General features: G+C 71.6%; 19 protein-coding genes. 8 read left to right on the forward strand and 11 right to left on the reverse strand.

The features are described 5' to 3' along the window. Positions 1 to 108: 108 nt before the first annotated feature. The 6 genes from UK12_RS19465 to UK12_RS19490 all read right to left on the reverse strand — a co-directional run bounded on the left by UK12_RS19465 (position 109) and on the right by UK12_RS19490 (position 5,921). On the reverse strand, positions 109 to 462 hold the full coding sequence (locus tag UK12_RS19465) for an MmcQ/YjbR family DNA-binding protein (RefSeq protein WP_052682002.1): 354 nt from the start codon (positions 460 to 462) through the stop codon (positions 109 to 111). 69 nt (positions 463 to 531) lie between these two features. After that, on the reverse strand, positions 532 to 1,746 hold the full coding sequence (locus UK12_RS19470; RefSeq protein WP_045304317.1) for an acyltransferase family protein: 1,215 nt from the start codon (positions 1,744 to 1,746) through the stop codon (positions 532 to 534). Further along, positions 1,736 to 2,944: an alpha/beta hydrolase gene (locus UK12_RS19475; RefSeq protein ID WP_063838290.1), complete on the reverse strand. Its 1,209-nt coding sequence runs from the start codon at positions 2,942 to 2,944 to the stop codon at positions 1,736 to 1,738. Before UK12_RS19475 ends, UK12_RS19470 begins: the two co-directional genes overlap by 11 nt. Before the next feature lie 209 nt (positions 2,945 to 3,153). After that, positions 3,154 to 3,828, reverse strand: a complete 675-nt coding sequence (locus tag UK12_RS19480; protein ID WP_045304318.1) for a response regulator — start codon at positions 3,826 to 3,828, stop codon at positions 3,154 to 3,156. After that, on the reverse strand, positions 3,825 to 5,135 hold the full coding sequence (locus tag UK12_RS19485) for a sensor histidine kinase (RefSeq protein ID WP_045304319.1): 1,311 nt from the start codon (positions 5,133 to 5,135) through the stop codon (positions 3,825 to 3,827). Before UK12_RS19485 ends, UK12_RS19480 begins: the two co-directional genes overlap by 4 nt. Positions 5,136 to 5,240: 105 nt before the next feature. Next, positions 5,241 to 5,921 (reverse strand): TetR/AcrR family transcriptional regulator, encoded by a 681-nt coding sequence (locus UK12_RS19490; protein ID WP_045304320.1) that lies wholly within the window; start codon positions 5,919 to 5,921, stop codon positions 5,241 to 5,243. A 210-nt stretch (positions 5,922 to 6,131) separates the two neighbouring features. On the opposite strand from UK12_RS19490, the gene UK12_RS19495 reads away from it, so the two are divergent. After that, positions 6,132 to 7,742 (forward strand): MFS transporter, encoded by a 1,611-nt coding sequence (locus tag UK12_RS19495; RefSeq protein WP_045304321.1) that lies wholly within the window; start codon positions 6,132 to 6,134, stop codon positions 7,740 to 7,742. Between the two features lie 182 nt (positions 7,743 to 7,924). Here the strand turns inward: UK12_RS19495 and UK12_RS19500 are convergent, their stop codons facing one another. From UK12_RS19500 to aceE, 3 genes are all read right to left on the reverse strand, one after another. Next, complete coding sequence (locus tag UK12_RS19500; RefSeq protein WP_045304322.1) at positions 7,925 to 8,119, reverse strand: hypothetical protein; 195 nt, start codon at positions 8,117 to 8,119, stop codon at positions 7,925 to 7,927. Between the two features lie 71 nt (positions 8,120 to 8,190). Next, the gene (locus tag UK12_RS19505) at positions 8,191 to 9,507 is read right to left on the reverse strand and encodes a cryptochrome/photolyase family protein (protein WP_045304323.1); all 1,317 of its coding nucleotides are present in this window, start codon (positions 9,505 to 9,507) and stop codon (positions 8,191 to 8,193) included. Between the two features lie 149 nt (positions 9,508 to 9,656). Beyond that, positions 9,657 to 12,407 carry a pyruvate dehydrogenase (acetyl-transferring), homodimeric type gene (gene aceE / locus UK12_RS19510; protein ID WP_045304324.1) on the reverse strand — a complete coding sequence of 917 codons (2,751 nt, stop codon included), beginning with the start codon at positions 12,405 to 12,407 and terminating at the stop codon, positions 9,657 to 9,659. Positions 12,408 to 12,907: 500 nt separating this feature from the next. Here aceE and UK12_RS19515 point away from each other — a divergent pair, with 500 nt between their 5' ends. The 5 genes from UK12_RS19515 (at position 12,908) to UK12_RS19535 (ending at position 16,839) form a co-directional block, all read left to right on the forward strand. Beyond that, entirely contained in the window at positions 12,908 to 13,375 is a 468-nt protein-coding gene (locus tag UK12_RS19515) for a DUF3052 domain-containing protein (RefSeq protein WP_442973825.1), read from the forward strand. 293 nt (positions 13,376 to 13,668) lie between these two features. Next, positions 13,669 to 14,127 carry a peroxiredoxin gene (locus tag UK12_RS19520; protein WP_045304326.1) on the forward strand — a complete coding sequence of 153 codons (459 nt, stop codon included), beginning with the start codon at positions 13,669 to 13,671 and terminating at the stop codon, positions 14,125 to 14,127. 133 nt (positions 14,128 to 14,260) lie between these two features. Beyond that, a complete protein-coding gene (locus tag UK12_RS19525; RefSeq protein WP_045304327.1) occupies positions 14,261 to 14,836 on the forward strand; it encodes a TerD family protein in 576 nt (191 codons plus the stop codon). 309 nt (positions 14,837 to 15,145) lie between these two features. Further along, positions 15,146 to 15,721, forward strand: coding sequence for a TerD family protein (locus tag UK12_RS19530; protein WP_045304328.1), 576 nt, complete (start codon positions 15,146 to 15,148; stop codon positions 15,719 to 15,721). A 38-nt stretch (positions 15,722 to 15,759) separates the two neighbouring features. Continuing rightward, positions 15,760 to 16,839 carry a DUF475 domain-containing protein gene (locus UK12_RS19535; RefSeq protein ID WP_045304329.1) on the forward strand — a complete coding sequence of 360 codons (1,080 nt, stop codon included), beginning with the start codon at positions 15,760 to 15,762 and terminating at the stop codon, positions 16,837 to 16,839. 106 nt (positions 16,840 to 16,945) lie between these two features. Here the strand turns inward: UK12_RS19535 and UK12_RS19540 are convergent, their stop codons facing one another. Next, positions 16,946 to 18,049, reverse strand: coding sequence for a DUF2637 domain-containing protein (locus UK12_RS19540; RefSeq protein WP_045304330.1), 1,104 nt, complete (start codon positions 18,047 to 18,049; stop codon positions 16,946 to 16,948). Between the two features lie 320 nt (positions 18,050 to 18,369). Between UK12_RS19540 and UK12_RS19545 the strand changes: the two genes are divergently transcribed. Beyond that, the gene (locus tag UK12_RS19545; protein WP_045304331.1) at positions 18,370 to 19,125 is read left to right on the forward strand and encodes a Tellurium resistance; all 756 of its coding nucleotides are present in this window, start codon (positions 18,370 to 18,372) and stop codon (positions 19,123 to 19,125) included. A 35-nt stretch (positions 19,126 to 19,160) separates the two neighbouring features. Here the strand turns inward: UK12_RS19545 and UK12_RS19550 are convergent, their stop codons facing one another. Beyond that, the gene (locus UK12_RS19550) at positions 19,161 to 20,291 is read right to left on the reverse strand and encodes a TerD family protein (RefSeq protein ID WP_045304332.1); all 1,131 of its coding nucleotides are present in this window, start codon (positions 20,289 to 20,291) and stop codon (positions 19,161 to 19,163) included. A gap of 318 nt (positions 20,292 to 20,609) precedes the next feature. On the opposite strand from UK12_RS19550, the gene UK12_RS19555 reads away from it, so the two are divergent. Further along, on the forward strand, positions 20,610 to 21,809 hold the full coding sequence (locus UK12_RS19555) for an HpcH/HpaI aldolase/citrate lyase family protein (RefSeq protein ID WP_045304333.1): 1,200 nt from the start codon (positions 20,610 to 20,612) through the stop codon (positions 21,807 to 21,809). Positions 21,810 to 21,998: the final 189 nt, after the last annotated feature.

Genomic DNA, 21,998 nt, shown 5'->3' on the forward strand with positions numbered 1-21,998 from the left:
TGACCGTCACAGCGGGCCGGGCCCGATGGTGGTACGACCGCCAACTACTCGTCAGCCAGGTTAGGGGCTCGAAGCGGCGGCCGTGCAGGGTGCAAACTGTGCGATGGATCACATACCGCCGCCCGCTGCCTCGAATTCCTTGACCAGACGCTTCGGAGCGGTGCTGCGCCAGGCCTCCGTCATGAGGTCGCGGAGCTCGTCCGACGCCACTGTGGCAAGACTCACCAGCACCCATCCGTGTCGGCCGACGTAGGGCGCCACCGCGTAGGTGGCGGGATCGGCGGCCAGCAGCTCGACCTGGTCCTCCTTGCTGGCCTTGACGCAGACCGAGCCGGCGTCGGGGTCGCCCATGGCGAAGATCTTCTCGCCGACCCGCAGCGTCACCTGAGTCTCCCAGGTGAGCCGCTCGGTGGTGTGCGGCAGGGCCAGGCCCATGGTCAGGAACTGATCGAACGTCACCATGGCGCCAGCGTAGAACGGGCCACCGACAACACCCGGCCCCGGCCGCCCGGGGCCGGTCCCCCGAACGGGTCACACCACCCCGAGGGCGTACACCGCGAAGAGTGCCGCCGCCGCGCCCGCCGCCGCCCTGACCGGCCCGCGCAGGCCCCAGGGGCCGTCGAAGCGCCGCGCGTACCGCCCGATCGCCGCCAGGACCAGCCCGAACAGCGGCAGCCAGGCCAGCCGGGCCAGCACCCAGCCCGCGGAGTCCGGCGCGGTGGTCAGCCCCGGTACGGCGCCGCCAAGCCGCGAGGCGGTCAGGGCCACCGAGTACATCGCCGTCTGGTGCCAGCAGAAGATGGTCATCGCGGACAGGTTGACCACCACCACCGGCAGCCACAGCAGCGGCCGGCGCAGCAGGCGCGCGATCCGCTCCCGCAGCAGCATCGCGGCACCGCACTGGAGCGCCGCCAGGGCGAGCACCAGCAGGGACGGCGGGTGCGAGTTGGTCCGCTCCTGGCCGGGTACGCCCACCATGCTCGCCGGGTAGTGGAAGACCAGCAGCAGGACCACGAACAGCGCGCCGCCGCCCAGCAGCAGCGTCCGGGCCCCGGCCCGCCCGATCCGGCCCTGCGCCCAGGAGACGCCCAGCTGGTAGCCGAACATCCAGCCCGGCACCAGGTTCACCAGCGCCAGCCAGGACGGCATCGCCTCGGCCCACGGGCCGTACCGCAGCAGGTCCACCAGCGCGACGGTGCCCAGCAGCGGAGCGGCCGCCCAGCCGCCCAGCCGCCGCCCGGCGGCCACGCAGTACGGGGTGAGCGTGGTCAGCCCCAGGTACACGCCGATGTACCAGAGCGGCTGCACCACCAGGACCGTCCCGGTCCGTACGGTGCCCTGCGGCACCCCGAGCAGCTCCAGCAGCGGGATCAGCACGGCCCACACGGCGGCCACCCCGAGCACCGGGCGCAGCAGCCGGACCGTGCGCCCGCGCAGCCAGTCCAGGGTGCCCGCACCGCGCGCCCTGGCCCGCTCCAGCGAGCGCACCGAGGAGTACCCGCCCACCAGGAAGAACACGCCGAGCAGTTGCAGGCCCCAGCTGAGCGGGGCGAAGAAGCCGAGTGAGGCGAGCGGGCTGGCGTTGTGCAGCACGCCGCCTCCGAGGGTGAGCCCGCCGAGCAGCCAGTGGCCGACCGGGACGGCGAGCAGCGCGAGCGCGCGCAGCCCGTCCAGGGCGCGGTCGCGGTCGGCGGGGGTCCGGGCCGCCACCCGGGCGGCGGAACTGCGGAGACGGTCAACGGACATCGCGGCACTCCTGGCTCTGCTGGGTCGGTCGGCTCTGCTGGGTCTGGGTGCGGCTGCTCCGGTCGGCGCAGCCGACGGGGGCGTGGTTGCCACGGGCGTGGTTGCCGAGGGCGACGGCGGTGTAGCCGGCCAGTGAGGCCGTGCCGGGGGCGAAGTAGCCGCTGTGGCCGTGCGAGCCGGCCGAGGGGAGAACCCGGGCGCCGAAGCCCGTGGCGGTCGGGTCCGCGCCGTGGCCGAGGCCGAGTACCGAGACGTACGGGACGTTGCCGATCCAGTCGGTGGGGTTGCGCTCGGTGGCCCACAGCGGCACCCGCAGGGCCCGTGCGTCGGGGATGTCCATCCCGGGCGAGCCCAGTACCACCAGGTCGGAGACCTGCTCGGGGCTCGGGTCGGCCAGCCCGCAGACCGCGGAGCCGTAGCTGTGGCAGAACAGCGCGACCGGCCCGGTGACCGGTGCGAGACCGGCCAGGAAGTGGTTCAGCCGGGCGGCGCCCGCCCGGGCCAGATCGGCGGTCGCCGCGTCCACGCCCACTCCGACGGGCGTGGTGTAACCGGCCCAGGCGACCACCGCCACCCGGTCGCCGGTGGCCTGCCGCAGCGACCGGGCCATCCCGGCCGGGGTGCCGTACGGGTCGGTGGTGCGGTCGAAGGTCATCAGGTCGACGTCCGAGCCGGGTACCACCACCGCGGTACGGGCCGCGGTGGCGAGGTCTCCGAACACCTCGGCGACCTGGCCGCGGCCGCGCGGGTCGAAGGCAAGGATTTGACGGTCCGTCAGTTTTGCGTAACGGTCGGCCCGTTCCGCTGCGGTGCGCTGCTGGTAGGGGCTCACCGCCGGGTCGGCGGCGCGGGCCAGCTCGCGCCTGCGCTCCTCGGCCAGCGCCAGCGCGTTGGCCCGGTAGCGCAGCTCGACCGGTGCGCCGTCGAGGTTGCCGACCACCAGCGGGTGGCGGGCCGCCAGGGCGTCGCGCTGCGCCGTGGTCAGACCGGCGAAGAACCGGGCCACCTCGGCGGCCGGGGCCTCGGCGGGGTCCGGCAGCCGTACCCCCAGGGTGTTGTCGGCCACCCACGCCGCGCTGCCCTCCGGCGGACCGGTCACCGGCGTCTGGCTGTCCGCCGCCGCCCACCCGCCGGCTCCCGCCAGCACCACGGCCGCCGCCGCGGCCGCCGCCAGCCCCCGTCTGAACCGACCTGCCATCGCCAACTCCCTCTCCTCGGACCGAACGGAGAGGAAGGTAGGAAGACGACGACCCGTCGGACGTCACCCTGCGGGGCCAATCACGGAGTCATACCGTGGTGCCAGGAGTACTCGCCGCCTCCCGCGCCGGGGCGCGAGCTGCGGGGGGCGGGGGCGCGGGGGCGCGGAGGCGCGGGGCGGGCCCTCGGGCGGGGCCCGCCCGTGCGGGGCTACTGGCCCGGGGTGACCAGGCCGGATTCGTAGGCCAGCACGACGGCCTGGGCGCGGTCGCGGAGGTCGAGCTTCGCGAGGATGCGGCCGATGTGGGTCTTGACGGTCTGTTCGGCGACGACGAGGCGCTCGGCGATCTGCTGGTTGGAGAGGCCGCGGGCGATCAGTTCGAGCACCTCGGTCTCGCGGGGGGTGAGGCCGTTGAGACGCAGCCGGGGGTCGCGGCGGGGTGCGGGCCGGGTGCGGGCGAAGTCCTCGATCAGGCGGCGGGTCACCGAGGGGGCCAGCAGCGCCTCGCCGGCGGCGACGACCCGGACGGCGGCGATCAGGTCGGCGGGCGGGGCGTCCTTGAGCAGGAAGCCGCTGGCCCCGGCGCGCAGCGCCTCGTACACGTAGTCGTCGACGTCGAAGGTGGTCAGCATCAGCACCTTCGGGCGGTGGACGACGCCCGGCGGCGGGTCGAGCAGGCGGCGGGCCGCCTCCAGGCCGTCCATCTCGGGCATCCGGACGTCCATCAGCACCACGTCGGGGTGGGTGCGCCCGCTTGCCTCCAGGGCCTGCTTGCCGTCGGCGGCGTCGCCGACCACGTCGATGTCGCTCTGCGCGTTGAGCAGTGCCGCGAATCCGGCCCGGACCATCGCCTGGTCGTCGACGATGAGTACGCGGATGGTCATGTGCCGGGCTCCTCGGGCTGGTTGACGGGCAGGACGGCCGCCACGCGGAAACCGCCGTCGGGCAGCGGTCCGGTGTCCAGCCTGCCACCCAGCAGTCGGACGCGTTCACGCATCCCCGCCAGCCCGTGCCCGGTGCCCTCCGGCGACTCGATCCCCGCCTCGGCGGTGCCGCCGGGCGCGCCGGCGTTGACCACGGTGATCCGCAGGGTGTCGTCCTCGGCTGCGACCGAGACCCAGACCGCGGCGCCGGGCGCGTGGCGGACCACGTTGGCCAGGGCCTCCTGGACGATCCGGTACGCGGACAGGCCCACGGCCTGCGGGAGTTCGCCGAGTGCACCGACCGCCTCGGTGACGGTCAGCTCGGCCCGCACCCCGGCCCGGGCGACGGTGTCGACCAGCTCGGGGAGGCGGTCCAGGCCGGGCTGCGGGGTGCGGTCGGGGGCGCTCTCCTCGCTGCGCAGGACGCCGAGCAGCCGCCGCATCTCGGCGAGCGAACTGCGGGCGGAGGCGGCGATGGTGCCGAACTCCTCGGCCGCCTCGGGCGGCAGCCCGGCGATCCGGTAGGGGGCGCTGTCCGCCTGCACGGTGATCACCGACATGTGGTGGGCCACCACGTCGTGCAGCTCGCGGGCGATCCTGGCGCGCTCCTCCAGCAGCGTGCGCCGCCCGCGCTCGGCCTCGCTGATCTGCTCCTGCTCGGCGAGCAGCCGCCGGGCCTCGCCGCGTCCGCGCAGGCTCCAGCCGAGCACCAGCACGGCCCCGCTGAGCACGATCGGCAGCGGGGCGCCGGAGTTCCCGGCCCGGGTGAACCCGGCTCCGGCGGCGGCCGTCGTCAGGGTGGTGACCAGCCAGACGGCCAGCAGGGTGCGTCCGCGCTCGCGCAGGGACAGCGCCAGCATCAGGAAGAGGTACCCGATCAGCGTGGTGACCGGCCAGGGCCAGGGGCCCGCCCCCGCCGGGGTGCCCACCGTCAGCACGGCCCCGGCGAGGGAGGCCGGGAACACCACCCACCAGACGGCCAGCGGCCGGGTGACCGCCGCGAGCAGCGGGGCGCTCTGGGCGACCGCGACTGACGCCGCGGTCGGGACCGACAGTCGGTAGGCGGTGTGCAGGAGCACGGTCCCGGTCGGGATCAGCACTGCCAGCAGTGCGACCGCCACCAGGTACGGCAGGCTGCGCACCCAGGGGCGGCGGGCGCTGCCGAGCAGCGGTTCGTGGCCGCCGGTCGGGGTGACCAGGGCGTCTGCCAGCAGGATCGGCAGCGCGGTCAGGGTGGACGGGACTGAGGTGAGCTGACGGATCTTCATCCCGGCCCAGGGTAGGGGCCGGACCGGGCCGGGGCGTCGTACGGGAGTGCTGTCCTGCGGGTAGTACCCGGGTACGACCCCGGACGGTCCCGGCGCCGGCCGCTCTCAGTGCCGCCAGGAGCCGGCCAGGGCGGGCCCGAGCTGGTCGAAGTGGCGCTCGATCAGGGCGATCATGCCGTCCGGGCCGACCTGGTGGGCGGCGGCGTCCGAGGTCCAGGAGAGGTGGGAGAGCCGGACGACCGCGCCGAAGACGGCCGCCAGCAGCCGGGGGCGCAGGTCGGTGACCGGGTCGAGGCCCTCGCGCTCGGCCAGGATGACGGTCACCTGGCGCTCCTGCTCGGCGGTGTGCCGCAGGTGGGCGGCGAGCAGGGTGGGCGTGCTCTCGATGAGCTCGAAGAGTTCCAGCGCGGCGGTGACGCTGCCGGGGCCGGCGTGTTCCACGCTGCCGAGGCTGCGCCACGACTCGGTGATGGAGGCGCGCATGGCCTCCAGCGGGTTCTCCTCGGCCGGGCGGCGGCGCAGGCATTCGATGAAGAAGTCCTCGGCGTCGGCCATGACGGCCAGCGCGACCTCCTCCTTGTTCTCGAAGTAGCGGAAGAAGGTGCGCTGGGAGACGTCCACGGTGGCGGCGATCTCGTCGATGGTGGTGCGGCCGTAGCCGTGGACGAGGAACAGCCGGTGCGCCGCTTCGACCAGGGAGTCCCTGGTGCGCTGCTTCTTGCGTTCGCGCAGCCCGAGGACCCGGCAGCCGGGGTCGGTGGTCGCTTCGGTGGGCTGCGCGGCCATACGCGGGCGCCTTTCGGGGGGAAGGAGTGGTCGGCATCACCACGATAGCGTTCTGACATATGACATCAATCAGCACAAGTCATCGTTTGCCGAATGTCAGCTGCTGACATAATGTCGTCTGTCAGTGGCGCCCGTCGGGCCGGACGACTCGTGGGGACGGGTGGGCCGGGGCGCCACTTGCCATGTCTCCAGTGCTCCGGAGGGCCAGCTATGAGTCAGTCCGTCGTCAACACGGAGAAGGCGGACCTGCCGCCGCAGCGCGGTGGTCCGCCGGGGGAACGGCGGGGACTGCAGGGCCACCCGTGGCTCACCCTGCTCACGGTCGCGGTCGGCGTGATGATGGTCGCGCTGGACGGCACCGTCGTCGCCATCGCCAACCCGGTCATCCAGACCGACCTGGGCGCCTCGCCCGCCGACATCCAGTGGGTCACCAGCGGCTACCTGCTGGCGCTCGCGGTCTTCCTGATCACCGCGGGAAAGATCGGCGACCGGTTCGGCCACAAGGCGACCTTCCTGGTCGGCGCGACCGGCTTCGCCGCCACCTCGGCCGCGATCGGCTTCGCCACCAACATCCAGACGGTGATCGCCTTCCGCGTCCTGCAGGGCCTGTTCGGCGCGCTGCTCCAGCCCGCCGCGCTCGGCCTGCTGCGCGGCGCCTTCCCGGCCGAGAAGCTGAACATGGCGATCGGCATCTGGGCCGGCGTGATCGGCGCCTCCACCGCGGCCGGCCCGATCGTCGGCGGCCTGCTGGTGGAGCACGTCAGCTGGCAGTCGGTCTTCTTCATCAACGTCCCGGTCGGCCTGGCGGCCCTGCTGCTCGGCCTGTGGATCCTGCGTGACGTACGGGCCGAGAACGCCGCGAAGTCCTTCGACATACCCGGCATCGTGCTGCTGTCACTGGCGATGTTCGCGCTGGTCTGGGGCATCATCAAGGCCCCGACCTGGGGTTGGGGCGACCCGACCACGCTGCTGTTCCTCGGCGGCGCGATCCTCGCCATGGTGCTCTTCGCGCTCTGGCAGACCCGCGCCAAGGAGCCGCTGATCCCGCTCAGCCTGTTCCGCTCGGTGCCGCTCTCGGCCGGCACGCTGCTGATGGTCCTGATGGCCTTCGCCTTCTTCGGCGCGATCTTCTTCGTCACCTTCTACCTGCAGAACGTGCACGGGATGACCCCGGTCCAGGCCGGTGTCCACCTGCTGCCGATGACCGGAATGATGATCATCGGCGCCCCGGCGGCCGGTGCCGCGATCGGCAAGGTCGGCCCGCGCATCCCGATCGTCACCGGCATGCTGCTCACCACCGTCGCCATGTACGGGATGTCCACCCTGGACACCGGCTCGGGCGCGGGCATCATGTCGCTCTGGTTCGTGCTGATGGGCCTGGGCATCAGCCCGGTCATGGTCGGTGCCACCGAGGTGATCGTCGGCAACGCCCCGATGGAGCTGTCCGGTGTGGCCGGCGGCCTGCAGCAGTCCGCGATGCAGGTCGGCGGCAGCCTGGGCACCGCCGTGCTGGGCGCGGTGATGGCCTCCAAGGTCTCCAGCGCGCTGCCCGGCAACTGGTCCAAGGCCGGACTGCCGCCGGTCGAGGGCGCGCAGGGCGAGCAGCTCAAGCAGGCCGCCCAGCTCGGCATCGCCCCGCCGGCCCCGCAGGGCACCCCCGAGCAGGCGGTGCACGCGATGGCGGACGCGGTGCACAGCTCCTTCGTCAGCGGCATGTCGATGGCCTTCGCGGTCGCCGCGGTGATCGCCTTCGCGGCGGCGCTGCTCGGCCTGCTGACCAAGCGGGGTGCCAACGACGCCGGGCCCGCCGTGCACATCTAGCCGCACATCCGGCTCAGGGCACATCCACGGCCCACCCGGGGGCGCGGGGAACCGCGCGACGATCCGCCGACGAGGCGGACCGGTCGCGACACGGTTCCCCGCGCCCCCGGCCCGTCTGCGCCCCCGGCCCGTCTGCGCCCCCGGCCCGTCTGCGCCCCCGGCCCGTCTGCGCCCCCGGCCCGTCAGGGCCCGCAGGCGGGGGTCTGGTCGTCGGCGGCGCGTCTGGCGCCTCTGACGGCGGCGCCCTGGACGTATCGGACGCGTTCCTCCAGCTCCAGTTCCGGGAACCAGTAGCGCAGCTGTAGCTGTGCCTCGACGGGGGAGAGGTGAAGCTCGGTGAGCAGGAACTCGGCCTTGGCGATGATCTCCTCGTGCACGGCAGTCTCCTTCGGGGTTGGCCCGGAACGATTCTGCCGCCGCCGCGGCGCCCCGGCGCCCGCTGTTCCGCCTACCGGGCACCGCGCGCCCGCTGGAAGCGCCCGACGCCGAGGTCCACGATCGGCGCCGGATAGTTCCGCGGCCGCGGGTCGAGCAGCCAGGGCCGGTGCACGGCGGCGCCCGGGATCCCGGCCAGTTCGGGCACCCAGCGCCGTACGTACGCGCCGTCCGGGTCGAAGCGCTTCGCCTGGACCAGTGGGTTGAGGACCCGGTTGGGGCGGGTGTCGGTCCCGGTCCCCGCCACCCACTGCCAGTTGAGCTGGTTGTTGGCGACGTCCCCGTCGACCAGCAGCGCGAGGAAGTGGGCCGCGCCGAGCCGCCAGTCCTGGTAGAGCGTCTTGGCCAGGAAACTCGCGGTCAGCAGCCGCGCCCGGTTGTGCATCCAGCCCTCGTGGGCCAGCTGGCGCATGCCGGCGTCGACGATCGGGTACCCGGTGCGGCCCTCCTGCCAGGCGGCGAGTTCGGCCGGGTCCCGGTGCCAGTCGTCGCCCCTGGGACGGTAGTCGGCGTGCGCGGCGTCCGGGCGGGCCGCCAGCACCTGGTGGTGGAAGTCCCGCCAGACCAGCTGCCGGACGAAGGCCTCGGCGCCCGCGCCGCCGTGCCGGGCGGCCGCGTGGGTCAGCTCGGCAGCCGAGAGGCAGCCGAAGTGCAGGTACGGCGAGAGCCGGGACGTCCCGTCGGCCGCCAGGTCGTCGTGCAGCTCCTCGTACCGCTCCACCTCCCAGCGCCGCCAGAGCCTGCGGCCGACGCTCTCGCCGCCCCTGGCCGGCCCCGGCGAGCCCGGCTCGACCGCCGCCGGGCCGATGCCCTCGATGCCCTCGGGCACCCTGACGGCCCTCGGCGCGGGCAGCGGACGGCGGCGCTCGGCTCGGCGCCAGGCGCGCAGGTAGGGGGTGAAAACCGCGTAGTGGTCCTTCCCGGCCGGTGTCACGGCGCCCGGAGCGAGGGCGGTCAGGACCGCGTCGTGCACCCGCAGGCGGTCGCCGAGCGCGGCGCGCAGCCGGGCCTCCCGGCGCTGGGCGTAGCAGCTCACCCCGGCGGCCAGGTGCACGGCGACGGCGTCCGTGCGCCGGGCCAGCCGGACCGTCTGCGCCACCGCGTCACCGCGCAGCACCACCAGCCGGCCGCCGCGCTCCCGCAGACCGGAGTCCAGATCGGCCAGGCAGTCGGTGAGGAAGGCGGCCCGGTTGGGGGCCGCGAAGTGGGCCGGGCCGTCCTCCAGGACGAACAGCGGCACCACCTCCTCGGCTTCGGCCAGGGCGGAGTGCAGGGCGGGATTGTCGTGCAGGCGGAGGTCCTGGGTGAACAGGACGAGAGCTACGGTCACCCGCCATGGCTACTCCCGCAGTGGCTCGCCGGGCTCGGCGACACACCGGGAGTGGGCACACCGCTGGGGACACCGTGGAACGCCCGAGGGCCGGACCCTGGATCCAGGGTCCGGCCCTCGGCCGCTACGTCAGCAGACAGGCAGACGGATCAGGCGTCGCCGCCGGCCGCGCCCGGGTCGGCCGCAGCCACGTCGAGCAGCTGGTAGCGGTCGATCGCGTCCTTCAGCGCATGACGCTCGATCTTGCCCTGCTTGGCGAGCTCGGTGAGCACGCTCAGCACGACCGACTGGGCGTCGATGTGGAAGAAGCGGCGGGCCGCACCACGGGTGTCGGCGAAGCCGAAGCCGTCGGCGCCCAGCGACTGCCACTGACCCGGCACCCAGCGCGAGATCTGGTCCGGCACCGCACGCATCCAGTCGGACACGGCGACGAACGGGCCCTCGGCGCCCTGGAGCTTGGCGGTCACGTACGGGACGCGCTGCGGCTCCTCCGGGTGCAGCAGGTTGAACTCCTCGGCCTCGACCGCGTCGCGACGCAGCTCGTTCCAGGAGGTCGCCGACCAGACGTCGGCCTTGACGTTCCACTCCTCGGCGAGGATGCGCTGGGCCTCCAGGGCCCACGGCACCGCCACACCCGAGGCGAGGATCTGTGCCGGGATCTGGCCGGCCTCGCCGACCTTGTACCGGTACAGACCCTTGAGGATGCCGTCGACGTCGACGTTCTCCGGCTCGGCCGGCATCTGGATCGGCTCGTTGTACACGGTCATGTAGTAGAAGATGTCCTCGCCGTGCGGGTGCTCGGCGGTGGACCCGTACATCCGGCGCAGACCGTCCTGCATGATGTGCGCGATCTCGAAGCCGTACGCCGGGTCGTACGCGACGACACCCGGGTTGGTCGAGGCGAGCAGCTGCGAGTGGCCGTCCGCGTGCTGGAGGCCCTCACCGGTCAGCGTGGTGCGACCGGCGGTGGCGCCGATCACGAAGCCGCGGGCCAGCTGGTCGGCCATCTGCCAGAACTGGTCACCGGTGCGCTGGAACCCGAACATCGAGTAGAAGACGTAGACCGGGATCAGCGGCTCGCCGTGGGTGGCGTAGGACGAACCGGCGGCGATCAGCGAGGCGGTGCAGCCCGCCTCGGAGATGCCGTCGTGCAGCATCTGGCCGGTCGGGGACTCCTTGTACGCCAGCAGCAGCTCGCGGTCGACCGACTCGTAGGTCTGGCCGAGCGGGTTGTAGATCTTGGCGGACGGGAAGAGCGAGTCCATGCCGAAGGTGCGGTACTCGTCCGGGGCGATCGGCACGAAGCGGTTGCCGATGCCCTTGTCGCGCATCAGGTCCTTGAGCACCCGGACGAACGCCATGGTGGTGGCGATGGTCTGGTTGCCGGAGCCCTTCTTGACACCCTTGTAGGCGTCGTCGCCCGGGAGCACCAGCTGGCGCGGCCGCACCTTGCGGGTCGGCACGTAACCGCCGAGCTCGCTCCGGCGGTCGTGCATGTACTGGATCTCTTCGGAGTTGCGGCCCGGGTGGTAGTAGGGCGGGTAGCCCTCGTCGAGCTGCTTGTCCGTGATCGGCAGGTGCAGGCGGTCGCGGAAGCGCTTCAGGTCCTCGACCGTCAGCTTCTTCATCTGGTGGGTGGCGTTGCGGCCCTCGAAGTTGGGGCCCAGCGTCCAGCCCTTGACGGTCTGCGCCAGGATGACGGTCGGCTGGCCCTGGTGCTCACGGGCAGCCTTGAACGCCGCGTAGATCTTCTTGTGGTCGTGGCCACCGCGACCCAGGTGCTGGATCTGCTGGTCGCTCATCGACTCGACCATCTGCCGCAGCCGCAGGTCGCCGCCGAAGAAGTGATCGCGGATGTACGCACCGGTCTCGGTGGCGTAGGTCTGGAACTGGCCGTCCACCGTGGTGTTCAGCTTGTTGACCAGGACGCCGTCGCGGTCCTGCGCGAGCAGCGGGTCCCAGCTGCGGTCCCAGATCAGCTTGATGACGTTCCAGCCGGCACCGCGGAACTGCGACTCCAGCTCCTGGATGATCTTGCCGTTGCCGCGGACCGGGCCGTCGAGGCGCTGCAGGTTGCAGTTGACCACGAAGGTCAGGTTGTCCAGGCCCTCACGGGCGGCCAGCGAGAGCTGGCCGAGCGACTCGGGCTCGTCCATCTCGCCGTCGCCGAGGAAGGCGTAGACGTGTGAGTCGGAGGTGTCCTTGATGCCGCGGTGCTCCAGGTACCGGTTCATCCGGGCCTGGTAGATCGCACCGAGCGGGCCGAGGCCCATCGAGACGGTCGGGAACTCCCAGAAGTCCGGCATCAGCCGCGGGTGCGGGTAGCTGGACAGGCCGTACGGCGCCTTCGACTTCTCCTGGCGGAACGCGTCGAGCTGCTGCTCGCTCAGTCGGTCGAGGAGGAAGGCACGGGCGTAGATACCGGGGGAGGCGTGACCCTGGAAGAAGATCTGGTCGCCGGACGCGCCCTCGGCGTCCTTGCCCCGGAAGAAGTAGTTGAAACCCACGTCGTAGAGGGACGCGGAGGAGGCGAAGGTGGCGATGTGCCCACCGACGCCGATGCCGGGACGCTGCGCCCGGGAGACCATCACGGCCGCGTTCCAGCGGGTCGCGTTGAGGACCTTGCGCTCGATCTCCTCGTTGCCGGGGAAGAAGGGCTCGTCCTTGGTCGCGATGGTGTTGACGTAGTCGGTGCTGCGCATCTCGGGCACGGCGACACGCTTCTCGCGGGCGCGCTCGATCAGGCGGAGCATCAGGTAGCGGGCGCGCTCACGCCCCCGCTCGTCGATGGCCGCGTCAAGCGACTCGAGCCATTCCGCGGTCTCCTCGGGATCGAAGTCCGGGACCTGACTCGGAAGGCCGCCAATGATGATCGGGTTGCGATCGGATCCGGAAGCCACGCTGTTCCTTCACTGTCGGACGTAACTGAGGTGTGTCGCGCCGCCTCCATCGTGTACCGCAACTCGGAGATCCGTCATCTCTACCGATCGGTAACCATTCCGTTCCAGGGCTTGATTTCCCTAGGGCGGTCAGGTCGGATGGTGGGTGACGTGGACATCGCTGTCTGCGCCGCTCACCACCGGTTGTTACGAAGAGGTGGTCCGACCTTGATGCCCGACCGTCCGATGGCGGGCGGTCGGGGTGAGGGCCAACAGGAGACTCTACGCCCGCCGGAGTGGTTACCCCGAAATGCGTTCGCATCTCGGTCACTTTCCGGGCCGGCGCGGCCACCCGACCCGCAGCATCCCCGGGGCGTGCAGAAAAGGGCAAATCGGTGTGATTACCGACACATTCCACGGCGTGTCCCGCCCCGACACGTCAACCTTTGGGTGGGATCGGGGGTCGGGTACTTGCGCGAACCGCCGCGCACGTGTGGACTACGGCCACAGCCTCGGCATGAATGCCGAGCCGAATACTGGAGGTTATTCCCGTGAGCGCGACCGCGGACCCCGCGGACAAGTCCAACCCGGCGCACCGTCTCGGCTTCGAAGAGGGCCAGATCGTCCAGGAGCTCGGGTTCGACGAAGACTGTGACCAGGAACTCCGCGAGGGCATCGAGGAGATCACCGGCACCGAGCTCGTCGACGAGGACTACGACGACGTCGCCGACGGCGTTGTGCTGTGGCACCGCGAGGAGGACGGGGATCTCACCGACGCCCTCGTCGATGCACTGGAGTACCTGGCGGAGGGCGGCCTGGTCTGGCTGCTGACCCCGAAGACGGGCCGGGACGGCCACGTCGAGGCGCACGAGATCGCCGATGCCGCCCGGACCGCCGGCCTCTCCCAGACCAGCTCCGCGGCCGTGGCCAAGGACTGGATGGGCACCCGCCTGGCCTCGCCGAAGGCCGCCAAGAGCGGCAAGCGCTGATCGCGGCCCTCGGCGGCAGGCGCCGGCCGCAGCCGTGAGCAGCGGCCCCTGACCACGGCGCCGGGCCCTGCCCCGGCACGACCCGGACCCCGCTGGAGCTTCCTCCAGCGGGGTCCGGCCGTTTCGGGCCCCGGCCTGTAGCTGTCGCCCGCGCCCTGTTCACCCAGGGCGAAACCCGGCCCGGGTGGTGGGACGGCGCTCACCCGAACGGCGGAAGGGGACCCGGCGGATGCAAGGATGCCGGTAGTCGCGCGGCCGTCTGGGCCGTGGCATCCGGTTAGGAAGGTCTCCGCATGACCATCGAGGTCGGCACCAAGGCTCCGGACTTCGAGCTGAAGAACCAGCACGGTGAGCTGGTCAGGCTCTCCGACTTCCAGGGCGAGAAGAACGTCGTCCTGGTCTTCTACCCGTTCGCCTTCACCGGTGTCTGCACCGGCGAGGTGTGCGAGATCCAGAAGGAGCTGCCCCGCCTGCAGAACGACGCGGTGCAGGTCCTCGCGGTCTCCAACGACTCGCCGTTCACCCTCCGCGTCTTCGCCGAGCAGGAGGGCCTGGAGTACCCGCTGCTCTCGGACTTCTGGCCGCACGGCGAGGTCTCCGAGGCGTACGGCGTCTTCGACGCGGAGAAGGGCTGCGCGGTGCGCGGCACCTTCGTGATCGACAAGACCGGCGCGGTGCGCTGGTCGATCGTCAACGGCCTCCCGGACGCCCGGGACACCAAGGAGTACCTGGCCGCGATCGACGCGCTCTGATCGCCCGGCCCTCCCGGCCGGACCCCGCCGGCCCGGCGCGTCGTGGACGCGCCGGGCCGGATTGCTGTGCGGGACGGGAACCCGGGCCTACGATCGGGCCGTTGTCGGAGAAAGCACGATTCTTGGAGGACCAGTGGGTGTCAGCCTGAGCAAGGGCGGCAATGTCTCGCTCACCAAGGAGGCCCCGGGCCTCACCGCCGTGGTGGTCGGCCTCGGCTGGGACGTCCGTACCACCACCGGGACCGACTTCGACCTCGATGCCAGCGCGCTGCTCTGCAACGAGGCCGGCAAGGTCGCCTCGGACAGCAACTTCGTCTTCTTCAACAACCTGAAGAGCCCGGACGGTTCGGTCGAGCACACCGGTGACAACCTGACCGGTGAGGGCGAGGGCGACGACGAGACCGTCAAGGTCAACCTGGCCGCCGTGCCGGCCGACGTCGCGAAGATCGTCTTCCCGGTCTCGATCTACGACGCGGAGAACCGCCAGCAGAGCTTCGGGCAGGTCCGCAACGCCTACATCCGCGTGGTGAACCAGGCCGGCGGCGCCGAGATCGCCCGGTACGACCTCTCGGAGGACGCCTCCACCGAGACGGCCATGGTCTTCGGCGAGCTGTACCGCAACGGCGCGGAGTGGAAGTTCCGCGCGATCGGCCAGGGCTACGCCTCGGGCCTGCGCGGTATCGCCCAGGACTTCGGGGTCAACGTCTGACCTCGGGGTCGACGTCCGACCCGAGGTCGGGTGGGAGCCCGGCAGGTGACCGGGTGAATAATCTTGTGGCCGGGGTCGGCGGGAGTTCGCTCCCACCGACCCCGGCCACTGCTGTTTCCCCGGCTCGCTGCGCCCCTGCGGGCGCCGGGCCCCGGAGTTCAGCAAGTTCAGCGGGTCGACAGCACCCGCTGGGGGCTGCGAGGGCGTACACCTGAGATGCGCCCGGCTGCGGCCCTGTGTGCTGCGCGAAATCCCGCGCGGCGCGCCGGACACAGCCCCGGGTACGGGGACGAGGGAGGAAGAACAGCCATGAGCGTCACGCTCGCCAAGGGTGGCAACGTCTCGCTGACCAAGGCCGCGCCGAATCTGACGCAGGTCCAGATCGGCCTGGGCTGGGACGACCGCTCCACCACCGGTGCGCCCTTCGACCTGGACGCGAGCGCCCTGCTCTGCTCCGGTGGCCGGGTGCTGGGCGACGAGTACTTCGTGTTCTACAACAACCTCCGCAGCCCCGAGGGCTCGGTCGAGCACCAGGGCGACAACCTGACCGGTGGCGAGGAGGGCGATGACGAGGTGGTCGTGGTCAACCTCGACCTCGTTCCGCCGCACGTCGACAAGGTGGTCTTCCCGGTGTCGATCTACGACGCCGACGCCCGGCTGCAGAACTTCGGCCAGGTCAGCAACGCGTACATCCGGGTCGTCAACCTGACGGACAGTCAGGAGATCGCGCGCTACGACCTGACCGAGGACGCCTCCACCGAGACGGCGATGATCTTCGGGGAGCTCTACCGCTACCAGGGTGAGTGGAAGTTCCGTGCCGTGGGCCAGGGTTACGCCTCGGGCCTGCGCGGCATTGCTCTCGATTTCGGCGTAAACGTAGAGTAAAGCTGCTCTACGTACAAGCATGTGAAAGGTACTAACCCGTGTTCCTCCGCACATTCGGATGGTCATTCGCCATCACGATCGTCGGTCTGATCGCTGCCGGCCTGATCTGGGGGGCCGAAGGGTTCGGCGTCGTGCTGATCCTCTCGGTCCTGGAGATCTCGCTGTCCTTCGACAACGCGGTCGTCAACGCCACCGTCCTGAAGCGGATGAACCCCTTCTGGCAGAAGATCTTCCTCACCGTCGGTGTGCTGATCGCTGTCTTCGGTATGCGGCTGGTCTTCCCGCTGGCGGTGGTCGCGTTGACGGCGCACCTCAACCCGGCCACCGTCGTGGAGCTGGCGCTCGACTCCGGCAAGACCCACGACGGCCACACCTACGGCCAGTTCCTGGAACTGGCCAACCCGGCCATCGCGGCCTTCGGCGGCATCTTCCTGCTGATGATCTTCCTTGACTTCATCCTGGAGGAGAAGGAGTTCAACTGGCTGCGCTGGCTGGAGAAGCCGCTGGAGAAGATCGGCAAGCTGGACGCGCTCTCCTCGGTGATCGCCCTGATCGCGCTCGCCCTGGCGGCCAACTTCTTCGCCGGCGAGCACGCCGAGACGGTCCTGCTGGCCGGTCTGCTCGGCCTCACCACCTACCTGGCGGTGAACGGGCTCTCCGGCGTCTTCGAGTCCGGCCTGGAGGAGCAGGAGGAGGCCGAGGAGGCCGCCGAGCGCTCCGGCAAGTCGATCGTCCAGGTCGGCGGGAAGGCCGCGTTCTTCCTCTTCCTCTACCTGGAGGTGCTGGACGCCTCGTTCTCCTTCGACGGTGTGGTCGGCGCCTTCGCCATCTCCCAGGACATCTTCATGATCACCCTGGGGCTGGGCATCGGCGCGATGTACATCCGCTCGCTGACGGTCTTCCTGGTCCGCAAGGGCACCCTGGACGACTACGTCTACCTGGAGCACGGCGCGCACTACGCGATCGGTGCGCTGGCGCTGATCCTGCTGGCCTCGATCGAGTACCACATCCCGGAGATCGTCACCGGTCTGATCGGCGTCGCCTTCATCGGCGCGGCGCTGCTCTCCTCGATGGTCCGCAACCGGCGTGAGCAGGCGCTGGAGGGCGCCACGGGCTGAGCCCGTCCCCCCGCACACAACACCGAACGGCCCCCCGCACTGCTGGAGTGCGGGGGGCCGTTCTGCGTGCCGGTGGCGCGTGCCGGTTGATGCGGGGCGCGCGGGGTCAGCCGAGCTGCTTCTCGAGGGCCCGCAGCTTGCGCTCCAGCGAGTCCAGCTTGGGCATGGCGAGGGTGTCGTCGTCGGCCGTCAGGTCGACGGCCGAGGTGCCCGAAGTGGTCGGGGTGCTCGCGGTGGAGACGGGGGAGCGGTGGCCGGCGGTGAGGGCGGCGCTCCCGGGCCGGGCGGAGCCCGTGATGCGGGTGGAGTCCTCGAACCGGGAGAAGGTCGGGTCCTCCGCTAGTGCAGGCTCCGTAGCGGTCTGGCCGTCTCCGGCCCGGGCAGCGGTCAGTGCGGGTACCTGGCGGCCGCCCCGGGCCCGGCCCAGCAGGCTGCCCTGCCGGGCGATGGCCTTGAGCTCGGCCCGCTCGCGGCGGTCGGCGCTGCGGGCGCGGGACTTGGCGTCCAGCTTGGACTGCCGCTCCTCGCGGACCTCCTCGACCGCCTCGTCCAGGCTGCGGACGTTCTCCAGCAGCATCAACGACCAGGCCGCGTACGTCTCGCGGGGCGCGCGCAGCCAGCGGACGATGCGGATCTGCGGCAGCGGGCGCGGTATCAGGCCCTGCTCGCGCAGCGCGGCCCGGCGGGTCTGCTTGAGCGCGCGGTCGAAGAGCACCGCCGCGGAGATCGACATGCCGGCGAAGAACTGCGGAGCGCCGTCGTGCGCACCGCCGCGCGGGGCGTGCACCCAGTTGAACCAGGCCGAGGCGAAGGCGAACAGCCAGACCAGCAGCCGTGATCCGAGCGCCGCGTCCCCGTGGCTGGCCTCGCGCACCGCGAGCACCGAACAGAACATGGCCGCACCGTCCAGACCGAACGGGACCAGGTACTCCCAGCCGCCGGAGAGACCGAGGTTCTGCTGGCCGAAGCCCACCAGGCCGTGGAAGGAGAGCGCGGCCGCGACGCCCGCACAGCAGAACAGCAGGACGTAGGAGGCGATCCCGTAGACCGCCTCCTTGCGGCGGCGGCGCTCCTCGCTGCGCTCCCAGGAGTCGGTGGTCTCGCCGGACCTGGTGCCCTTGAAGCGCAGCACGGTCACCAGGAGGGCGGTGAACAGCAGCGCGGCGCCGCCGACAACGGCCCAGACCAGCTGTATGGAGGAGAGGTTCATTGCGGCGGGGGCCTCGGCTTTCCGCAGGTCGGTGCGTTCTGGTGCAGCAGCAGGGAACGGAACGGACAGGGAAGGTACACCTGTGCGGCTGAACGATATCGCGTCCTGGAGGCCCGCACGGTACGGGAGTTGACTTACCGTCCGATCCGGGGGCGAGTCGGACTCCCGGCGGTGTCTCCGACACCGCGCGGCGGGGTAGAGGTCTATGGCACGGAGGGGTCTGCTTCGGGCACGATGGGGTCCGTCGAGTGGCCGGCCGCTCGGCTGGGTTCGGGCTCGCCGGGGAATGCCGGGCTTGCCGGGGTTTGGGGGAGGACGCGATGGTCTCGGTCTGGGAGTTTCTGCGCGGGGAGCGCAGGACCTTCGACACGGGCGGTCAGAACAAGGTCACGCTGACCAAGTCCCAGCCGCAGCACGCGATCACCGGTTCCGCCGCGACCACCGGCTACCTCTACGTCAACCTGCACTGGACGGCCAGGACCGCCGACCGTGCCGCCGCCGCCAGGGGTGCGCTGCGCAAGCTCTTCGACCCGCGGATCCTGCGCCCGATGGAGCCCACCTCCTACCAGGGCCAGCAGGTCAACGTCGACCTCGACCTCGCCTGTATGTACGAACTCACCGACGGCACCCGGGGCGTGGTGCAGCCGCTCGGCAAGTACTTCGGCGATCTGCAGCGTCCGCCGTACATCAAGCTGAGCGGCGACGACGTCTACGGTGCTCCCTCCGGCGAGACGATGTACGTCAACCTGGAGAAGAAGGACCAGTTCAAGCGTCTGCTGATCTTCGTGTACATCTACGACGACACGCCCGCCTTCGACCGTACGCACGCGACGCTCACCATCGTGCCGCAGAGCGGGCCGCGGATCGAGATCAGCCTCGACGAGCGTGCGCCGCAGGCGCGTTCGTGTGCGGTGGTGCTGATCGAGAACAGTGGCGACGGCCAGCTGACGGTCCGTCGCGAGGTGCGCTACGTGCACGGCTTCCAGTCGGACCTGGACCGGCTGTACGGCTTCGGGATGCAGTGGCAGCGCGGCTACAAGACGCCGACCGCGCCGGGCTCCGGCGGGGCGGAGTAGCGCGCGGCGCGGTCGGACTGCCAGGTGAAGCGGGGTCAGCGGGGTTGGAACTGCGGGCCCTGCGGCGGCAGCGTGAACGGCTGGGGTGGAGCGGGCGGCTGCTGGCTCTGCAGGGGTTGCTGCGGCGGGGGTGGTGGCTGGTAGGGCTGCTGCTGCGGGTAGCCGTACGTGGTCGGCTGGGACTGGGGCGGGTAGCCGTACCTCTGCTGCGGCTGCGGCTGCGGCTGCGGCTGAGGTGGCTGAGGTGCCTGGTAGGGCTGTTGGGGCGACGGGTAGCCGTAGCCGGCGGTCGGGTTGGCCGGGTACTGCTGCGGATACCCGTAGGTGGGCTGCGGGGCGTGCAGTGGCGACGGTGGCTGCGGGTAGCCGTACCCGGGCTGCGCCTGAGGCTGCGGCTGCGGTGAGTGCTGGGGCGGCAGCGGCGGAGGCGGGGGTGCCGTGGGCGGCATGAGCGGCTGCGGCGGTGCCGTGGCGGGCACCGGCGGCATCGGGGCGGCGGGCGCCAGCGTGTAGGTGCCGGGTTCGTCGCGCGGGTCGGGTCGGGTGGCGGCTGCGGAAGCCTCGGGTGCGGGCGGCGCCGGCGGTGCGGCAGGGGAGGAGTCCTGCGGCGCGTCCGCGTCGTCCTCGACCGCGACCCCGTACTCGGTGGCCAGCGCCCCGAGGCCGGCCGCGTACCCCTGGCCGATCGCACGGAACTTCCAGGCGCCGTTGCGCCGGTACAGTTCGGCGGCCACCAGCGCCGTGACGTCGCCGGTGTCGGTCATGGCGAACTCGGCGATCGGCGTCCCGGGATCTCCCGTGGCGGCGTCGTGCAGCACCAGGCGCAGCTCGCGGACGTCCGGGAACGCCCCGCCCTCCGCCGACCCGGCCAGCATCACGCGGTCCACCTCGGGCGGCAGCTGCGCGAGGTCGACCTCGACGGTGTCCCGGATCGCGCCGCCGTCCGGCGTCTGCTGCTTGGGCCGGTGCCGCACCGTGCCCGTGGGGTGGCCGGGCTGGTTGTAGAAGACGAAGTCGGCGTCCGAGCGGACCTTGCCGTCCGGTCCGAGCAGCAGCGCGGAGGCGTCCACGTCGGGTGTCCCCGGGCCTGTGCTCCAGGACAGCACGGCGCGCACGGCGGCGGCCGTCAGCGAGATGTTGGCGCCCTTGGCCATCACGTGCGTCATAGCGCACCATCCTGCCGGTTCGCCACGGCTCGGGACAACGCGGGTGCGCCGTGCCGTCGTTTCTCACGCGGTCTTCTCATCCAGGGCCGGCTGGTGGTCGTGTCCTGTGACGATCGCGGTAAGGTCCCGAGAACTCCGGGTTTCCGGGCCCGGGCTGGCCGAATCCGTCCGTACGATGGACGGCCAGCGGGTACCCGCCCACTCGGCAACCGCCGAGCCGAAGTCGCGAACTTTCCGACCGGGTGGACCGTCTATTAGATGCCAGTACCACCGCGACCCCCGCACCCGCTGCCGCTTTACCCACCCGTGGAGAGCACTTTGCGCCATTTCGGCCACCTCGCCGACGACGTACGCAGTCGGCTCTTCCTGAAGCAGCCGGCCGCTTTCGACCGGCGCAGCGACGCGTCGGTCCTCGCCACCGCTCTCGGCGCGACCCTGTACAGCCCGGCCACCAGGCCCACGCTGGTCGCCGACATCCGAAAGCAGGCGGCGCGCGGAGTGGTCTCGATGGTGCTGTGCCTGGAGGACGCGATAGCCGACCACGAGGTGCCGGACGCCGAGGCGAACCTGGTCGCGCAGCTCACCGAACTGTGGTCGGCCGGGGGCGCCGACGCCCCCCTGCTCTTCGTCCGGGTCCGCACCCCCGGACAGCTCACCGACCTCACCCGGCGGCTCGGTCCGGCGGTCGCCCTGCTCACCGGCTATGTGCTGCCCAAGTTCACCGAGGAGAGCGGCGGCCCGTTCCTGGAGGCGCTCACCGCGGCGGAGGCGCAGTCCGGGCAGCGGCTGTTCGCGATGCCGGTCCTGGAGTCCCCCGAGCTGGCCCATCTGGAGTCCCGGCGCGAGCAGCTCTTCGGCATCGAGCGCCTGCTGGCCAAACACCGGGAGCGGATCCTGGCCGTCCGCCTCGGGGTCACCGACCTGTGCTCCGCGTACGGGCTGCGCCGCTCGCCCGACCTGACCGCCTACGACGTGGCGCTGGTGGCCGGGGTGATCGCCGACGTGGTCAACGTCCTCGGCCGCGCCGACGGCACCGGGCACACCGTGACCGGTCCGGTCTGGGAGTACTTCCCGGTCCAGGAGCGGATGTTCAAGCCGCAGCTGCGCCGCACGCCGTTCGTGGAGGCGGAACCCTCCCCGGTCTCCGGCCGCGGGTACCCGGACGGCCTCGCCGTCCGGAGACGGATCATCGAGCACGACCTGGACGGTCTGCTCCGCGAGATCGAACTCGACCGGGCCAACGGGCTGTTGGGCAAGACCTGCATCCACCCCAGCCATGTCCCGGCGGTGCACGCGCTCTCGGTGGTCACGCACGAGGAGTACTCGGACGCCCTGGACATCCTCGACCGGCACCGGGACGGCGGCGGGGTCTCCCGCTCGGCGTACACCAACAAGATGAACGAGGCCAAGCCGCACCGCGCCTGGGCGGAGCGGGTCCTGCTGCGGGCCGAGGTGTTCGGCGTGGCCAGGGAGGACGTCAGCTTCGCCGAGCTGCTGGGCGCCGCCCTCTGCGGCTGAACGGGCGCGCCGCCGGCACTGTTCACCCGGCCGTTCCCCCGGCCGTCCAGTTGTCCACGTGTCCACCTGTTCAGCTGGTCGGGTGTTCGGCGGGACGCCTGCTCGGCGTTGTTTCGTCGTTCCGTCGTTCCGTTGTTCAACCCGCTCAACCCGCTCAACCCGCTCAACCCGCTCTGCCCCAAGCGCCGT

The sequence above is a fragment of the Saccharothrix sp. ST-888 genome (genome assembly GCF_000955975.1).
Taxonomy (GTDB): Bacteria; Actinomycetota; Actinomycetes; order Streptomycetales; family Streptomycetaceae; genus Kitasatospora.

Bases quoted from the DNA above. Each gene is read 5' to 3' on its own strand.
- UK12_RS19465 (WP_052682002.1), bottom strand. From the start codon at position 462: ATGGTGACGTTCGATCAGTTCCTGACCATGGGCCTGGCCCTGCCGCAC.
- UK12_RS19470 (WP_045304317.1), bottom strand. From the start codon at position 1,746: ATGTCCGTTGACCGTCTCCGCAGTTCCGCCGCCCGGGTGGCGGCCCGG.
- UK12_RS19475 (WP_063838290.1), bottom strand. From the start codon at position 2,944: ATGGCAGGTCGGTTCAGACGGGGGCTGGCGGCGGCCGCGGCGGCGGCC.
- UK12_RS19480 (WP_045304318.1), bottom strand. From the start codon at position 3,828: ATGACCATCCGCGTACTCATCGTCGACGACCAGGCGATGGTCCGGGCC.
- UK12_RS19485 (WP_045304319.1), bottom strand. From the start codon at position 5,135: ATGAAGATCCGTCAGCTCACCTCAGTCCCGTCCACCCTGACCGCGCTG.
- UK12_RS19490 (WP_045304320.1), bottom strand. From the start codon at position 5,921: ATGGCCGCGCAGCCCACCGAAGCGACCACCGACCCCGGCTGCCGGGTC.
- UK12_RS19495 (WP_045304321.1), top strand. From the start codon at position 6,132: ATGAGTCAGTCCGTCGTCAACACGGAGAAGGCGGACCTGCCGCCGCAG.
- UK12_RS19515 (WP_442973825.1), top strand. From the start codon at position 12,908: ATGCCGAGCCGAATACTGGAGGTTATTCCCGTGAGCGCGACCGCGGAC.
- UK12_RS19520 (WP_045304326.1), top strand. From the start codon at position 13,669: ATGACCATCGAGGTCGGCACCAAGGCTCCGGACTTCGAGCTGAAGAAC.
- UK12_RS19530 (WP_045304328.1), top strand. From the start codon at position 15,146: ATGAGCGTCACGCTCGCCAAGGGTGGCAACGTCTCGCTGACCAAGGCC.
- UK12_RS19540 (WP_045304330.1), bottom strand. From the start codon at position 18,049: ATGAACCTCTCCTCCATACAGCTGGTCTGGGCCGTTGTCGGCGGCGCC.
- UK12_RS19545 (WP_045304331.1), top strand. From the start codon at position 18,370: ATGGTCTCGGTCTGGGAGTTTCTGCGCGGGGAGCGCAGGACCTTCGAC.
- UK12_RS19550 (WP_045304332.1), bottom strand. From the start codon at position 20,291: ATGACGCACGTGATGGCCAAGGGCGCCAACATCTCGCTGACGGCCGCC.